The sequence below is a fragment of the Microseira wollei NIES-4236 genome, assembly GCF_020521235.1.
GTDB lineage: Bacteria > Cyanobacteriota > Cyanobacteriia > Cyanobacteriales > Aerosakkonemataceae > Microseira > Microseira wollei.
Map to the genome: position 1 here is coordinate 14,660 of NZ_BLAY01000134.1, position 13,916 is coordinate 28,575.

Annotated in this window: 12 protein-coding genes; 5 read left to right on the plus strand and 7 right to left on the minus strand. The window is 48.8% G+C overall.

All coding sequences use genetic code 11. The annotated features are described in order from the left end of the window. Positions 1 to 83 precede the first annotated feature (83 nt). Entirely contained in the window at positions 84 to 671 is a 588-nt protein-coding gene (locus MiSe_RS33805; RefSeq protein WP_226588388.1) for a DUF1997 domain-containing protein, read from the plus strand. 77 nt (positions 672 to 748) lie between these two features. On the opposite strand, the gene MiSe_RS33810 is transcribed toward MiSe_RS33805, so the two are convergent. The 4 genes from MiSe_RS33810 to rne are packed head-to-tail and all read right to left on the minus strand — an operon-like array spanning position 749 to position 4,790. Further along, positions 749 to 1,219: a GNAT family N-acetyltransferase gene (locus tag MiSe_RS33810; RefSeq protein ID WP_226588390.1), complete on the minus strand. Its 471-nt coding sequence runs from the start codon at positions 1,217 to 1,219 to the stop codon at positions 749 to 751. Between the two features lie 3 nt (positions 1,220 to 1,222). Next, the gene (locus tag MiSe_RS33815; RefSeq protein WP_226588392.1) at positions 1,223 to 1,891 is read right to left on the minus strand and encodes a glutathione S-transferase family protein; all 669 of its coding nucleotides are present in this window, start codon (positions 1,889 to 1,891) and stop codon (positions 1,223 to 1,225) included. 37 nt (positions 1,892 to 1,928) lie between these two features. Next, positions 1,929 to 2,564 carry a ribonuclease HII gene (locus tag MiSe_RS33820; protein ID WP_226588394.1) on the minus strand — a complete coding sequence of 212 codons (636 nt, stop codon included), beginning with the start codon at positions 2,562 to 2,564 and terminating at the stop codon, positions 1,929 to 1,931. A gap of 30 nt (positions 2,565 to 2,594) precedes the next feature. After that, complete coding sequence (rne, locus tag MiSe_RS33825; RefSeq protein ID WP_226588396.1) at positions 2,595 to 4,790, minus strand: ribonuclease E; 2,196 nt, start codon at positions 4,788 to 4,790, stop codon at positions 2,595 to 2,597. A 126-nt stretch (positions 4,791 to 4,916) separates the two neighbouring features. Between rne and MiSe_RS33830 the strand changes: the two genes are divergently transcribed. Continuing rightward, the gene (locus MiSe_RS33830; RefSeq protein WP_226588398.1) at positions 4,917 to 5,114 is read left to right on the plus strand and encodes a hypothetical protein; all 198 of its coding nucleotides are present in this window, start codon (positions 4,917 to 4,919) and stop codon (positions 5,112 to 5,114) included. Positions 5,115 to 5,976: 862 nt separating this feature from the next. Here MiSe_RS33830 and MiSe_RS33835 read toward each other — a convergent pair. Together MiSe_RS33835 and MiSe_RS33840 are read right to left on the minus strand one after the other, a co-directional pair. Continuing rightward, positions 5,977 to 8,598 carry a TIGR03960 family B12-binding radical SAM protein gene (locus MiSe_RS33835; RefSeq protein WP_226588400.1) on the minus strand — a complete coding sequence of 874 codons (2,622 nt, stop codon included), beginning with the start codon at positions 8,596 to 8,598 and terminating at the stop codon, positions 5,977 to 5,979. A gap of 670 nt (positions 8,599 to 9,268) precedes the next feature. Next, positions 9,269 to 9,619 carry an STAS domain-containing protein gene (locus tag MiSe_RS33840; RefSeq protein ID WP_226588402.1) on the minus strand — a complete coding sequence of 117 codons (351 nt, stop codon included), beginning with the start codon at positions 9,617 to 9,619 and terminating at the stop codon, positions 9,269 to 9,271. 1,106 nt (positions 9,620 to 10,725) lie between these two features. Here MiSe_RS33840 and MiSe_RS33845 point away from each other — a divergent pair. After that, positions 10,726 to 10,920, plus strand: coding sequence for a hypothetical protein (locus MiSe_RS33845; RefSeq protein WP_226588408.1), 195 nt, complete (start codon positions 10,726 to 10,728; stop codon positions 10,918 to 10,920). A 558-nt stretch (positions 10,921 to 11,478) separates the two neighbouring features. Here MiSe_RS33845 and MiSe_RS33850 read toward each other — a convergent pair. Further along, complete coding sequence (locus MiSe_RS33850; RefSeq protein ID WP_373872936.1) at positions 11,479 to 11,880, minus strand: hypothetical protein; 402 nt, start codon at positions 11,878 to 11,880, stop codon at positions 11,479 to 11,481. A gap of 790 nt (positions 11,881 to 12,670) precedes the next feature. On the opposite strand from MiSe_RS33850, the gene clpS reads away from it, so the two are divergent. Further along, a complete protein-coding gene (clpS, locus tag MiSe_RS33855) occupies positions 12,671 to 12,952 on the plus strand; it encodes an ATP-dependent Clp protease adapter ClpS (RefSeq protein ID WP_226588404.1) in 282 nt (93 codons plus the stop codon). 19 nt (positions 12,953 to 12,971) lie between these two features. Further along, positions 12,972 to 13,793, plus strand: coding sequence for a CPBP family intramembrane glutamic endopeptidase (locus MiSe_RS33860; protein ID WP_444980592.1), 822 nt, complete (start codon positions 12,972 to 12,974; stop codon positions 13,791 to 13,793). Positions 13,794 to 13,916: the final 123 nt, after the last annotated feature.

Here is a 13,916-nt window from a genome sequence, read left to right on the forward strand (position 1 = left end):
AAACTCCGTTTAAATTTTTAATAAATTGTAAAGTAAAATTAATATAACAAAGCTACGTAATTATCCTGAAAATTTATTCTCCAATGCATACCCGATTTATTGCCAGCCAATCCGTTCAACTTGCCGTAGCGGAGCAGCCTATACCGATTCAGCACTATTTGCGCCAGCCGCAACGACTCGTAGGCGCTCTGGTAGACTCGAGTCGGATCGAGCAACTCGGCGAGGAGATGTTTCGCTTGAAAATGCGTCCGTTAAGCTTCTTAACATTGACGATTCAACCGACGGTAGATATGAGAGTCTGGTCTGAACCAGGCGGAACGGTGCGTTTAAAGTCAACCGGCTGCGAGATCCGGGGTATTGAGTACATCAATCAACGCTTCGCGCTGCACCTGGTAGGTCAGCTATATCCGATACAAATCGACAATATCACCCATCTTAAAGGAAGAGCGGATTTAGAAGTGCAAGTCGAGTTGCCGCCCCCTCTTTGGCTGACACCCGCCCCCATTTTGGAAGCCACGGGTAACGGACTGCTCAAGAGCGTGCTGCTGACAATTAAACAACGATTGATGTATCAGTTGCTGTCGGATTATCGGCGGTGGGCGACCGTTGATCGGGAGAACGCACCCTCTATCCAGTCGCCGGGGTTATCTGCCGATCATCCTATTATTTGACGAAGGTACGAACCTATCCGAAAAATCTGCTCTATCGTTTTCGGATAGGCTGCCAATTTGCAGCATCTTTGGCAATTTTAAATATTAAAAGAGTTGGACATATTTAGAGACATCATCTTAATGTCTGTCCGTTCAGACCAACCCAATTTTTGCCAAAACTTCTGTGCTTCTGCATTCTTTTCCAGTACAAAAAGGTGGCACTTTTCAATTCCAATTAACCTTAACTGCGCGAGACATCGCGATACAAGTGCAGTTGCAATGCCCTGTCTGCGATACGCTTTTGCAACAGCCAAGTGATGCAGATAACCGCGACGCCCGTCATGCCCGCACAAAACTGCACCTACGATGTGTCCATCCTTTCTGGCAGCGAAACTTAGACCGGGATTGGGAAGCAGATACTGCTCCATATTTTCCTTTTTGTCAGCATCGCGCAACCGCACGCCTTCGGTACTTTCCCAAAGCGAAATAACATCATCGTAGTCCACAGCAGTCAGTTCTCTAATGTCTATCATGGTAAATTTGGCGCTCGCTGCGGAATTTAACTGCATCCTTCAAACAGCCTTTTGCTGCCCCATTCGAGCAGCGAAGATAGGCTTGAACGCTTCGATTGCCTCTGGTGTAGGTAAGGTAGCTTGCCACGCCGGACGCGATATTAAGCGATCGCACCAAGCACTCAGTTTTGGATAGTCACCCAAAGACACGCCCGCTTGAGGCAACCAGGGTATGATACTACCAGCAACAGTCTCGGCTAAAGTTATGTTTTCACTACCAAAGTAAGGGCGATCATCTAATAAATTCTCAAACAACTTCAGCACCGTGGCAATTTTCTGCAAAGCCAGCTCGATTTTTTCTGGCTCTCCTCCCGGCAAGCCGAATATTTTCTCTATACTCAGTGGAGTCATAGCAGGCAATAACTCATTCACAGATACGAGTTGCACCATCCGCACCACCGCTAGATCCTTTGCCTCTTTCGGCAACATAGCAGGCGTGGGGTACTTGGCCTCTAAATAGTCTAAAATTGCCAAAGATTCGACAATATTAAAGCCATCATCTACCAAAACTGGTATGTGGTGAAAAGGGCTAATCGCCAAAAAATCTGGTTTAAGCTGTTCCCCATCCAACTTGATCTCTACCAGTTCAAACTCAAGCCCTTTTTCCAGCAGTGTAATCCAGACGCGGCAAGAGTTAGGAGATATCGGTGCGTGATAAAGCGTCAGCATGAGAAAACCTCTCGCATTAGAATTATCCTCACAATCTTCAGACACGACAAGGACTGAAAGACCGACGATGCAGGCGCGAAGGGCCGTGTTTTTGCAGTGCTTGTAAATGTCTGGCTGTACCGTAACCTTTATTAGCAGCTAAATCATACTCTGGATATTTAAGAGCAAAGCGCATTATTAGGTCATCGCGCCACACTTTGGCGATAATGCTAGCAGCAGCGATCGCAGGCGAAATCTCATCTCCTTTGATCAGCGTTTGTTGCTCAATTGGCAAATTAGGAATAGGCCATTTCCCATCCACCAAACACAAATCTGGCTGCACCTTCAGCTTCATCACAGCGCGTTTCATCGCCAACAATGACCCATGAAAGATATTCAGCCGGTCGATTTCTTCAACCCTTGCAAAGCCAATTTTATAGTCAATCGCCACAGCTTGAATCTGCTCGGCAAAACGTTTCCGCCCCACAGAAGTTAGTTTTTTACTATCTTTAAGACCGGCGACGACGAGTTCCGCAACTGCCCTATCGGGTAAAATCACCGCTGCTGCTACCACTGGACCAAATAAACACCCCCGCCCCACTTCATCGACCCCTGCAATTAAGCTCGAAGAGGAGGTGAGGGGGTGGGGGGATGAGAGGGTGATGGGGTGAGTTGCAAGGGTGCGATCGCTCATTTTTATTTCCTCATTCCCCCGCAGAGCATTTTACCGCTCGCCATCAACGTCCACTGCCGAAGAGCGACGGCGGCGACGGCGTCGGATTAAACTATCCCCACTATCAGATTCGGATGGGGCGGCGCCAGTATCAACCCGCGACGCAGTCTCTTCATCTGAATCAGATAATGGTGCATTTGTCAATGGTTCGCTCTGAAAATCTGGCTCCCCATCAAAATCGGAAGGTTCAAAGCCATAGGACGAAGCCCTGGGAATTTCTGAAGTGTCTTCTTCATTCCTCAACCTTGGGGCTACATCATTTTGAGAATCGTTTCCTTGTCCCGGCAACCTGACGTTAACAATAGCAGATTTGGGATTTTTCACCTGACGATTCAAGCGCACCAGCGGCGAAATCCCCATTAGCGCATAAACTTCCTGTTCTTCCGGAGTCATTTCTACCGTAATCACCTCCGGAGGTGCTGTTTCTGGCTTGACAGGGCGCTGCCTTTCTGATATTTCGGGACGACCTACCTTTAGCGGCGTGGGTGAAAACGACGGTGCGGGGGAGGGTTCCGTATCGCTCTCCCATTCCGCATCAGCCCCCGTATCAGCCGCTGCCTGGTTAGAAAACATCCCGCCGCGTCCGGTGGACTCTTCCTCCATTTCGCCAAATCCAATCCGGCGACGACGGCGACGGCGAGAATTGCCGCGTTCCTGATAGTTGGGATGATAGCTCAGGTCCAGGTCATCCAGGTCGGCACCAGGAGCGAAGTCGAGATCCGAAGTAGTTTCTTGCCCAAACGTTTCGGCTTTGCTGTAAGGTGCAGTTACGGGCATTGAACGCTGCTCGAGCGGACGATACGGAGAACGCGAGGCTTCTTCGCCGCTGCGGTTTTCTACAGGGCGCCAAGTTTCACCAATTCCTTTGGATGGCGCTGGCGACTCGCGTTCCTTCGTTGTTTCTCTGAAACTACTTAGAGAAGGAGAGTAAGTGTTTAACTTTTGTTCGCCTTCACCCGGCAACTCTACTAAATGACCCAATCCGCCACAAGTGGGACAAGGGCGACCGAATAATTCGTAAATATTTTGGCCTTGACGCTTGCGCGTGAGTTCGACCAGTCCCAGTTCGGATAGTTGGGCAATTTGAGGTCTGGCTTTATCTGATTTGAGGGCTTTATTAAAGTGTTCTAGCACCTGTAGCTGGTCGCGGCGGGAATCCATATCGATAAAATCGACAATAATCACGCCAGCGAGATTCCGCAGGCGCAGCTGACGGGCAATTTCAGTAGCAGCTTCGCAGTTTGTCCACAGGACGGTTTCTCGCGCCGTCGCCGAACGGGTAAAGGAACCGGAGTTTACATCGACGACGGTCAGCGCTTCTGTCGGCTCGATAATGATATAGCCACCAGAAGGTAGATCGACTCGCGGTTTAAGGGCTTCGCGAATTGCGGCGTTGACGCGGAAGTATTCTAAAACGGGGATGCGATCGCGGTGATGGTCAATCAAAACCCCTTGGGGTGTCCTTCCCCCACTCCAGCTGAGTAATTGTTGCTTGACTCGCTTCACACCTGTGTGGGAATCGACCACAATCCGATTCACATCACCGCTGTACATATCCCGCAAAACGCGCTGAATAAAATCATCGTCGCGGTTAAGCAGTGCCGGTGCGCGTACCGACTGCGCCTCTAACTGAATCGCCTCCCACTGTTTTTGCAGCGTCTCCAAATCTTCGATAATCGCCTCTTCGTCCCGTCCTTCGGCCTCAGTACGAACCAACAAACCCATCCCCGCCGGTTTGATTAAAATTGCTAATGCTCGCAATCGGTTGCGCTCGTTTTCATTCTTGATGCGTCTGGATAGATTTACCCCCCGTCCAAACGGCATCAGCACCAAATATCGTCCCGGTAAAGTAATGTTACCCGTGAGCCTCGGTCCCTTGCTACCCGTCGGCTCTTTCATCACCTGCACTAATACTTTTTGCTGGGGTGTCAGCAGTTCGGTAATCGCCCCCGCCGTGCGTTTCAGTCGCAGCGGCCCCAAGTCGGATACGTGTATAAATCCGTTCCGTTCCGCATCTCCAATATTGACAAACGCGGCATCGATACCAGGAAGTACGTTCTCCACCATTCCCAGATAAATGTCACCCACTTGGTGAGTCCCCGTGGCGACAACGAGTTCTTGTATTTGATCTTCGGAAAATACAGCAGCAATGCGATGTTGTTCGGCGATAATAATTTGCTTTGGCATTCAAATTCCTCTAAATTTCGCTGCGATTGAAGCGGCACAAACAACGTGAAACGATTTCAAATTTAATATTTCAGAGAGCCAATTGAGCGATCAACTTCTTCAATTTTAACTCTGAAACTTTTTAATTTGATGTGCCTTTTACTGTGGCTGAAATGGCCTAATTTCTCAATTGAGAATCAACTATCTTCCAATCCAGTTCTGACTGGATTGGGTGAAATAACAACTGAGTCAGCAGTCAGTCGTTGTCAGGGCGGATTTACCAAACATGCCTGTAATAGTACAAACAATTCTGAAAAACCCGCTTTTACGGGAGTCAGGAGGTAAATGTTATGGATAAGCTGTTTAGCGCCCTTTGATGGAGGTTAGGCACTGAATTTTCGGTTTTGACTAATAGCAAGTTTCGCGCTTGTTCTATAAGACTTATCCCAAGTTGCTCATCGCTACTCGTTGCTTACTTCCTGCTTCTACCAAGGACTTCGGAGTCTTCTTGTCCACAGGCGTTAATTCGGACCGAACCCATCCTACTCAAAACTTACTCAAACTTGTCCATCAGATTAAGCTTGGTTATTGCTCATTTTGTTGGACAATTTTGCAGAATTATAGCCATAAATTTGGCTACTTATTCCAGCTTCTCTGTCTGGCACTTGCGAACCCTTATGCGGTCGAGCAACGAACCCAGGCAGTCCTGTTTCAAGGGCAGAAAATTGTTTTGACCCTTCGTTGATGCACTGCGCGCAAAGCTGCGCCAACGCAACCGATAATCTGTTTACACAGACATCGCATTCAAAACATTGGGTAACTCAATTGGCTCTGCGTCCTTTCCGTAGAACAACCCTGAAAACTTCAACCAGCCGCAACCGCTGCCATTGAGAAGTATTTTATCACTCCACACCTTTTCAGGCATAGAATTGTTGGTTCTACGAACCCAACGCGCGCCCTTGAAGTTCCCCGATCCGGTCAGACGAACAATTACCGATCTTCTGAGAGAATCCCCATTCGGGAAAAAGCGATCCGGGAAAAACTTCGCCTCAAGCGCTTATTTCCTTGTGTTCGCGGTGTTTTAACATTGCCAAAAGTTGTTTTTAGAGTTACCCACTCGCGAGTATTCTGGCTGTAAAGCCAGAGGGTTCCTCTTCACTGCCTTACTCTGAATCGGATCTTATCATACAAAACCCAGGTTTACCATTCATACTGCCTCAAGCAGAAGCTGACGGCGGTGGATATGGAGTAACTGAAACTCTTGCTCCGCAACTTGTTGGAGCATGAAGATAACGTGGTCCGGGCGCAGCTGAGAGCCATCGTTACGGCAATTACCGACATAGCGGAGCATCACCGACTCATCAAAGCTGAGATTTTCGTCTACCAGATCTAACTCAAACAAGCGATCGCGCAGATTCACCTGCTGAACTTGTCCGGACTTGGTAGTTTGCTCAGTCCAAATCGCATCTCTAGCTTTAATCGCCTCTAGCCAATTTTTCCACGCCTGGGTGGTAGCAGCGGTAGCAGATGCCACCGTAATCAAATATTCTGCCCGCTCTAACAACCGAGTTGCAGCCATAGCCTTGAGGTCAATTTCCTCCACCCGGTAGACGGGAATATTTTCCGGCAGTTGGGCGACTAAGCTTTCTTGGAACGCTGCCACATCCATCCGCTGCGTCAACTCAAAGTCTACAATTTCTCCAACGCTAGTGGCTCCCAGGGGCAGCGCATTGGCGATGGAAATGCGGGGAGAAGGATGGAACCCACCCGTATAGGAAACGGGTATAGACGCCCGTCGCACCACGCGGTCAAACAAACGAACCATATCTAGATGGCTTACAAGCGCCATATCGCCTTGCTTGCCAAACCAAACTCGCAGGCGCATTGCCCGGTGTTTATTCGGTGCAAAGTGCCCCTCAAATTGAGGCATGGGCGGTGGTTCGATGACAATATTATGACCAAAATCGGTGCTGCAGACGCCGCAGTGGGAACAACCATCAAACGAGCAATCTGGAACGCTAGCCGCATCCAACGCACGTTGCAGGTCGGCTTTTAACCAGTTTTTATCGATACCCGTATCCAGGTGGTCCCAAGGCAATCGTTTGTCGAGGGCTGATGATAGGTTTGACCCTGCACCATGCTCCATTACCCATTCGCCGTTTTCTACCAGGCGGTATTTCCAGGTTAACCCAGATTCAGCGATCGCATCAGTCCAAGCTGCAAAAGCTTTATCTAAACTTTCAAACCAAGAGTCCATCCCGGCACCCAGTTCCCAAGCGCGACGCAGCACAGGCGCTAACCGTCGGTCGCCCCGTCCCACAAAATCTTCCATCGCCGATATCCGCACATCGGTGAAATTAGCTTTCGCGCCTTTGATGCGGCGGAATTCCCGGCGCAGCAATTCCTGCTTGCGCTCAAACTCTGGGCTAGCTACCGAATGCCACTGGAAGGGCGTGTGGGGTTTGGGCGTAAAGTTGGAAATTGTAATGTTAAAGTTCAGCAGCTTTCTGCCTTTTCCCCTACATTGCTGCTGCAACCAGCGGACAGTTTCCGCAATGCCCAGCACGTCGGCGTCGGTTTCACCCGGCAAGCCGATCATAAAGTAGAGCTTAACCTTATCCCAACCCTGCTCAAACGCCGTCTTAACGCCGCGCAGCAGTTCTTCGTTAGTCAGCCCTTTATTAATAATATCCCGCATTCGCTGGGTTCCGGCTTCCGGAGCAAAAGTCAGACCGCTTTGGCGCGTCCCGCCGATAATATTGGCAATATTTTCGTCAAATCGGTCTACTCGCTGGCTGGGTAGGGATAGAGAAATATTCTCGTTTTTCAGGCGATTTTTAATTTGCATCCCGACTGCCGGTAGCGCCAGATAGTCGGAACAACTCAAGGAAAGCAACGAAAACTCGTTATATCCAGTTTGCCGCATTCCCTGCTCGATCGATTCTATGACTTGTTCCGGTTCCACATCCCGCGCCGGACGGGTTAACATCCCCGGTTGACAAAAGCGACAACCGCGAGTACAACCGCGCCGAATTTCAACCACGAGGCGGTCGTGTACCGTCTGGACGTAGGGAACCAAACCAATCGAGTAAGCAGGCATTGGCGTCGCCACCCGCCGCAGAATTCGCTCTGGAACATCCGGGCGGTTGGGATGCACCGAGCCATCTTCTGCCATATCGTAGAATTGAGGCACGTAAACGCCCGGTACGACCGCCAAATCTAGCAATAGTTCTTCTCGACTCAATCCTGCAGCCTTACCCTCTTCCAGAACCAAGCCAATTTCCGGTAATAACTCTTCCCCATCACCCAGGGCGATAAAGTCAAAAAAGTCCGCATAGGGTTCCGGGTTGGAAGTTGCCGTTTGACCCCCGGCGAAAATTAAAGGCCAACTGCCTTGCTCAACATTCCAGGAATTATCGGACGCCCGTTCTTTCCACGTGAGGGGAATTCCGGCTAATTCTAACATTTCCAAGATGTTAGTTGCGCCCAGTTCGTAGCTGAGGCTAAAGCCCAAAATATCGAAATCTGTCAGGGGACGCCGCGACTCGACCGCGAATAGGGGCGTTTGGGTTGCGCGCAGTTTCGCTGCTAAGTCGGGCGCGGGTAAGTAGGCGCGATCGCACAACTGTCGCGGCTGGGTATTCAAAATGTTGTATAGAATAATATGCCCTAAGTTAGATGCGCCAACTTCATAAACTTCTGGGTAAGTCAATACCCAGCGCACAACAGCGGCATCCCAAGCTTTGCGAACCGCGCCCAACTCGTTGCCCAAATAACGAGCTGGGCGGAGGATATCTGGTGTGAGTAATGCTTCTACTGCGACTGCCACAGTTACTTCTCTTCTCGTTTAATTCCAGCTACAGAGCCATCTATCAAAATTTCAACCTCTGCCATCCCGCGAAAAAATTCTCTTAGCTAATTTTCCCTGGCTTTCGCGGAAAAATGGGAATCTGGGGCATGAGGTAGTACGTTGTGCCAAACAAAACTTACTCAAATCAAGTATTTCGCTTAACTCGACGGAAAGCTTCCTGCTTCAACCAAGGGAGTCGGCTTTTTCTTTTCCTCAGGCGTAAATTCCGCGCTTGCCGCACGTACAAGGGTTTTTTGAGGCAAAATCCAGATTTATCGCAGCATTTAGATCGCGAGCGATGGAAAAGCCACACTTACCACATTTGTAAACACAGCCTTACAACGGGATCCTGGGTCGTCAACTTTCCTCCAGCCGGTCGGTAAGTTTTAAAGTCTTGTACTGACTCAAGTAATTTTAGCACAGTTGCTGTGAGCGGGAAAAAACGTGGTTAATGTTGTCATGCCAAGACCCTGCTACAGCCCAATAACAGGCCAAATAGCAGGCAAGGCGATGGTATATTTCGGGTAAATTCTGGAACGGTCGAGAGGGTTTTATGGGGTTTGGCTGGTGCCATCGCTTAAGTATCCGCAGGACAGCGCCCCAAGGCGTGCAGGAGAATCACGAGTCGCAGTCGTTGTTTAAGCAGACGTTAGCGCCTTGCCCTGGAGTTGAGTGCGGCTTCAAAAGCAGCGCGACTGGCAAAAATCTCAAACACCCGATCCAGCTGAGTTAGCTCAAAAATGATCCGGATTGACGGTAAAAGCGAACAAAGGCTAAATTGATAGTTTTTCTGTTGAGCGTGACTGAGAGCAGAAACCAAGACCATCAGACCAGCACTATCGAGAGACTCCACCTGTTCCATGTCTACCAATACAACAGCAGGCCCCTCCTTTGCGATCGCTGCTGTTAGCTGTCTGCCAAATTCAGGCGCGTTGGCGGCATTGAGATGGCCTTGGGGCTGAATAACTGTCAGTTGGGAAGTAGCAATCGTCGCTGGCATGATTCAATTACCGTGTGAATAGACAAACAATGGCATCAGATGCCTTTGACCTTAAACGCTGGTTTGCAGTATTGACCACTCGCTTTGAGGGTTTTCACGGAATCTTCATCTTTCCACCCCATTTGTTTAAAGTTTTGAGCAAGCTTGGTTCGCTAAAAAGTATTTCCTTATACAACTGATTGACTGACAGGGAACCTAAAACGAGAACAGTATAACTGCTGCTTGGGGAAAATACCAAGTTACCGAACCTTTTTTTCACCTAATTTTTATCCAAAGTAATGATTTTAGACACTATAGCAATCCCGATCGATTTATGAACAAGTCCGACCGTTCCTTCAATACCTCAAGAGTCCCCCTTCTCTTGCCCAGACAGCAAAAATTTCAGGGCTCAAGATAGAAGGGGTAGGGCGCGGATGCAAGTACGGCACGCTCTGGGTTCGGAGTCTACGTTAGCGATTCCCAAAGCGCAAGAGCTTCGGGTCCATTAGGTAGCTATGCTGGAGTAGCGCTATTAGCCAATTAGCCGCCCCGTAGGGCGAAGCCAGACTTGAAAAGTATGGGCGCTTGAGAATCGCGCATATAGCGCAGCTTCCTCAAGCTATGCAGTCGTTAATCCTACAGTTAGAAAGAATTACTTCAGATCTGCAACAGCTGCCCAAGGGGTAATTTCAACGTATAAACGGTCATGTCCGGAAACTTGGAAAATTTTTAGGGTTTTGGGTCGCCTTCAGCAGCAACGCGAACCGGAATATTAACAACAATCGAAACCCCCGAAAAAATACGGTTGTTAAATACTTAAAAACATGATTTTTGTGGAATAGCTTTTAAGTATTTCTATGACTAGAAGTCAGCTTCGAACATTTGCTTCAAACTCTTTCCCTTCTTTGGCTAGCAACGAAAAACCGTAGAAAAGCAGATGCTGGCAGGCTCAAACTATGTAAATATCAATTGGCTCTGGATTTTTGCATCATAACTGAATAATTTGCCAAAACTCCAAGGTTGAAGCCGCGTGTGAGTAAGATCACTCAAAGCAAAAGTTCCAGATCACCCCGACAGATAAATAGTAGGTGGAAAATTTTGATATTAAAAGAGTTACCCTGCCAACCGTGGAAACTAAAAACGCGATTCGTCAACTGGTAGAAAAAGCTATTTCGATTCGGCGACTGACTCCGGATATCGAGAATGAAATCAACTATGAACTGACGCGCCTGGGTTACATTTCTGATGTTGATTACGAGGCGCTGGAATTATTAATGGCTGAGATGGATGCTGGTCGGATTGCGTTAGTGGCAAGCTACTGATAATCAGGCTAGGGAAGGAATGCTGGGAAACTTTCCTTGTGTGCTAAGAACGAATCCCTCTCAAGATCGGGGTTGAAGAGATTCGTACCTATAATTAAAATTGCTAGCCGCAAGTAGGTCATTCGGCTGAATAGGCGGTTAAATACTCGATGGCTGCGCTACTTGAGCAGGAGCCGTCTTAGATTGCTACAAACCAATCTACAGATGAATAAATGTGGCAGAAAGCTAGCCCCGCCAAGAAGATTGCTTCGCCCAATTTCGACACAAGCGAATTTATTCCCAGTTCCCGTATTGACAATACAACTAGCTTCACGGTAGTTTCTAACCAATAAAGGTTTTCTCCAAGGGTAGAGCCGGTTGAAAGTACTAGCGCCATGCACAAGCGCTTAACCAGGACAAGCTTTGATGCGGATGCATCAGTATCCAGGCGCAGGGCGGCTGCATCGGTCGGGATCAAAGCAGTGTCAGTAATCTGCGAGATGAGTAAGCGAGTCTGAGGGTCCGTGAACTGGTTTCCCGGCAGAGCAAATTGACCGAAAGCTAGAAAGGTATAGTGGGTTAGTTACGCCGATTTGATGAAAATTTGGCTGGGTGGGCTTGCCAAACTTGGCGGACAAAATGGCTGAGTTGTCGGTGTGCTGATTGGCATCCCTCAGATTGAGCTTTTGACGCCTGTAGCTGAGCCAACAGCGGTATTACTTCAGTATCGAGGGCAGTGCGGAACAAGCTCAAAGGCCAAAGCAAATCTGCACCTTGTCGCAAGTCATACAAAGTAGGTGGCTGTGGAACTGGCTCGACACCCAATGGGGCAGTTGCCAGCATTAAGGGGCGTGCCCAACACAACTGACGGGATTCAACGATTTGAATCACTTCTGCGTACAGGCAGGTTCCCTCATGCTCAAGACACACAATTTGGCTAGGCTGAAAGTTATAAGCAAAACCCATCGCTGCTTGCTTCACAAGAAAAAAGCGTATCTTAGTGCTGTCTCCTTATTTTATTAAGCCACTCCCCAAGGGTAATCGGGATTCAGGCTATAATTTGGCTACAGCTTGTTGCCCTCACCTGTAGATAGTATTTGCGGTTGATACTTGGGGGCAGGTGCGAAGCGCTGATCCGCCGCTTGTCACCGATGGCAGCACCCTCTCCCAGTGCTATGGTCAGCCCACTCCCCTGAGTTGGGCTGACAAATTCCCAGCTAGCTGGTTAGACCAGCAGTTGGATAGTATAAATTAAATATTAAGTACTTTAAAGCTAAGATCAAAATCGCGCCGTTTGCTGCTAACATTTGCTGCTAACAACGGATGAAACAGCCGTAAGGCTGGCAGCAGGCTCAGATTAACAACTGCATTCAAAGTATCCATAATACAATATACAGCGAATAGCTGCTATTATTCTATCAGGTGGCAATAGCCGAAAATGCTGGTCACAGAAAAGTACCTTGACAACTGAAGATAGGGGGTTCCACAAGGAAGTGTGTCGTATATCGATACTGCCACTTGTGGGTAAAATCTTCATGGAACGATTGATGAATGGTTTTTAACTATTCAAGTCGGGCAGGACGCTTGCCCTGACTATAAACGGCTGTAGTGGGAAAGAACACGAGTACCACTTGCGGAAGTTCCAAGATCTTATGTCTTGGAAGCCAAAACCTACCCGAAGGGAGGTGTAGGAGCGTCACGAGAGTTTAAATCCTCTCCATAGCAGTAATGAGTTACCCAGTTGTATTGAATTGACGGGGAGGATAGAGCCGTGTCTGTCGAGACCCTTGAAAAGCGTTCAACGTCTCGTAAACTTGCACCTCGCTACCGCGTTTTACTCCATAACGATGATTTCAACCCAATGGAGTATGTGGTAAAGGTATTATTGACAACCGTGCCCAATCTCACCCAACCCCAAGCCGTCAGTATTATGATGGAAGCCCATACGAACGGGATTGCTTTGGTGATTACCTGCGCTCAGGAACACGCGGAGTTTTACTGCGAAACTTTGAAAAATCACGGCTTGACCAGTACGATTGAACCCGAAGAATAGCAACGAAGGCCAGAATTTTTTGCGACTGAACCATTACCGTTTAGCTAGCTGCCCTGCCCCGATCAGGCTGGGTGTCTTTTTGTTGACCCTGCTTTTGCTCTGGGTGCCGGTAGCAGCGCCAATTTATTGGTTAGGGCGCGACCAAAACTCGGTCACTATCCTGACGATGGGGCTGTTATTCGGAGAATTTCTCCTCCTGCTGGGATTTTGGGGTGAAAAAGTATACCGGCAACCCCATCTGCTCAACAGCTACGGTTTGGTAAGAACGCGGCAGAATGGCTTAGAATTGCTTGTTGGACTGAGTATTGGGCTGTTATTTGTACTGAGTCTATTTGGCCTAGAAGGGATACTGGGGTGGCTGGTGTGGCAGCAGCCAGACGATCGCTTTCCCAGGGTAATTTTAGAAGGGTTGGGGAGCGCTCTGTTAATTGGATTGGCAGAGGAGGTGGTGTTCCGGGGATGGCTGCTAGATGAGTTACAGCGTGATTACCTTCCGCGCGTAGTGGTTTGGGCAGATGCGGTTATTTTTGCGCTGCTGCATTTTATTCGTCCCCTGCAAGCGATGCTTCGCACTTTGCCCACATTTCCAGCCTTGGTGCTATTTGGGTTAACGATGGTTTGGGCGAAGCAGGGTAGTCAAGGGCTTCTTGGGCTGCCAATTGGCCTGCACGCGGGGCTAGTTTGGGCTTATTACATTATCAATGTAGGGCAGTTGGTGCAATATTCTGGCAAGGTTCCGGACTGGATTACGGGGGTTGAGGGAAATCCTCTGCTTGGGGTGATGGGGTTGCTGTTTTTGGGTGTGTTGGCGTTTTGGATGAAGCGGCGAATCCGCAATTGACACTCCCCGCGCCTGTTGGTACGGGGATTCTTAAGACATTGCGGTCTTAATATCCTTGGTTTCAAGGTTCCCAGGCTCACCGCCTTTGTCCAAAGGACGCGGTGATACGCCAGTTGCTCCACT

Coding starts and splice junctions, on each gene's coding strand:
- MiSe_RS33815 (WP_226588392.1), bottom strand. CDS start 1,891: ATGCTGACGCTTTATCACGCACCGATATCTCCTAACTCTTGCCGCGTC.
- MiSe_RS33810 (WP_226588390.1), bottom strand. CDS start 1,219: ATGCAGTTAAATTCCGCAGCGAGCGCCAAATTTACCATGATAGACATT.
- MiSe_RS33840 (WP_226588402.1), bottom strand. CDS start 9,619: ATGCCAGCGACGATTGCTACTTCCCAACTGACAGTTATTCAGCCCCAA.
- MiSe_RS33820 (WP_226588394.1), bottom strand. CDS start 2,564: ATGAGCGATCGCACCCTTGCAACTCACCCCATCACCCTCTCATCCCCC.
- MiSe_RS33805 (WP_226588388.1), top strand. CDS start 84: ATGCATACCCGATTTATTGCCAGCCAATCCGTTCAACTTGCCGTAGCG.
- rne (WP_226588396.1), bottom strand. CDS start 4,790: ATGCCAAAGCAAATTATTATCGCCGAACAACATCGCATTGCTGCTGTA.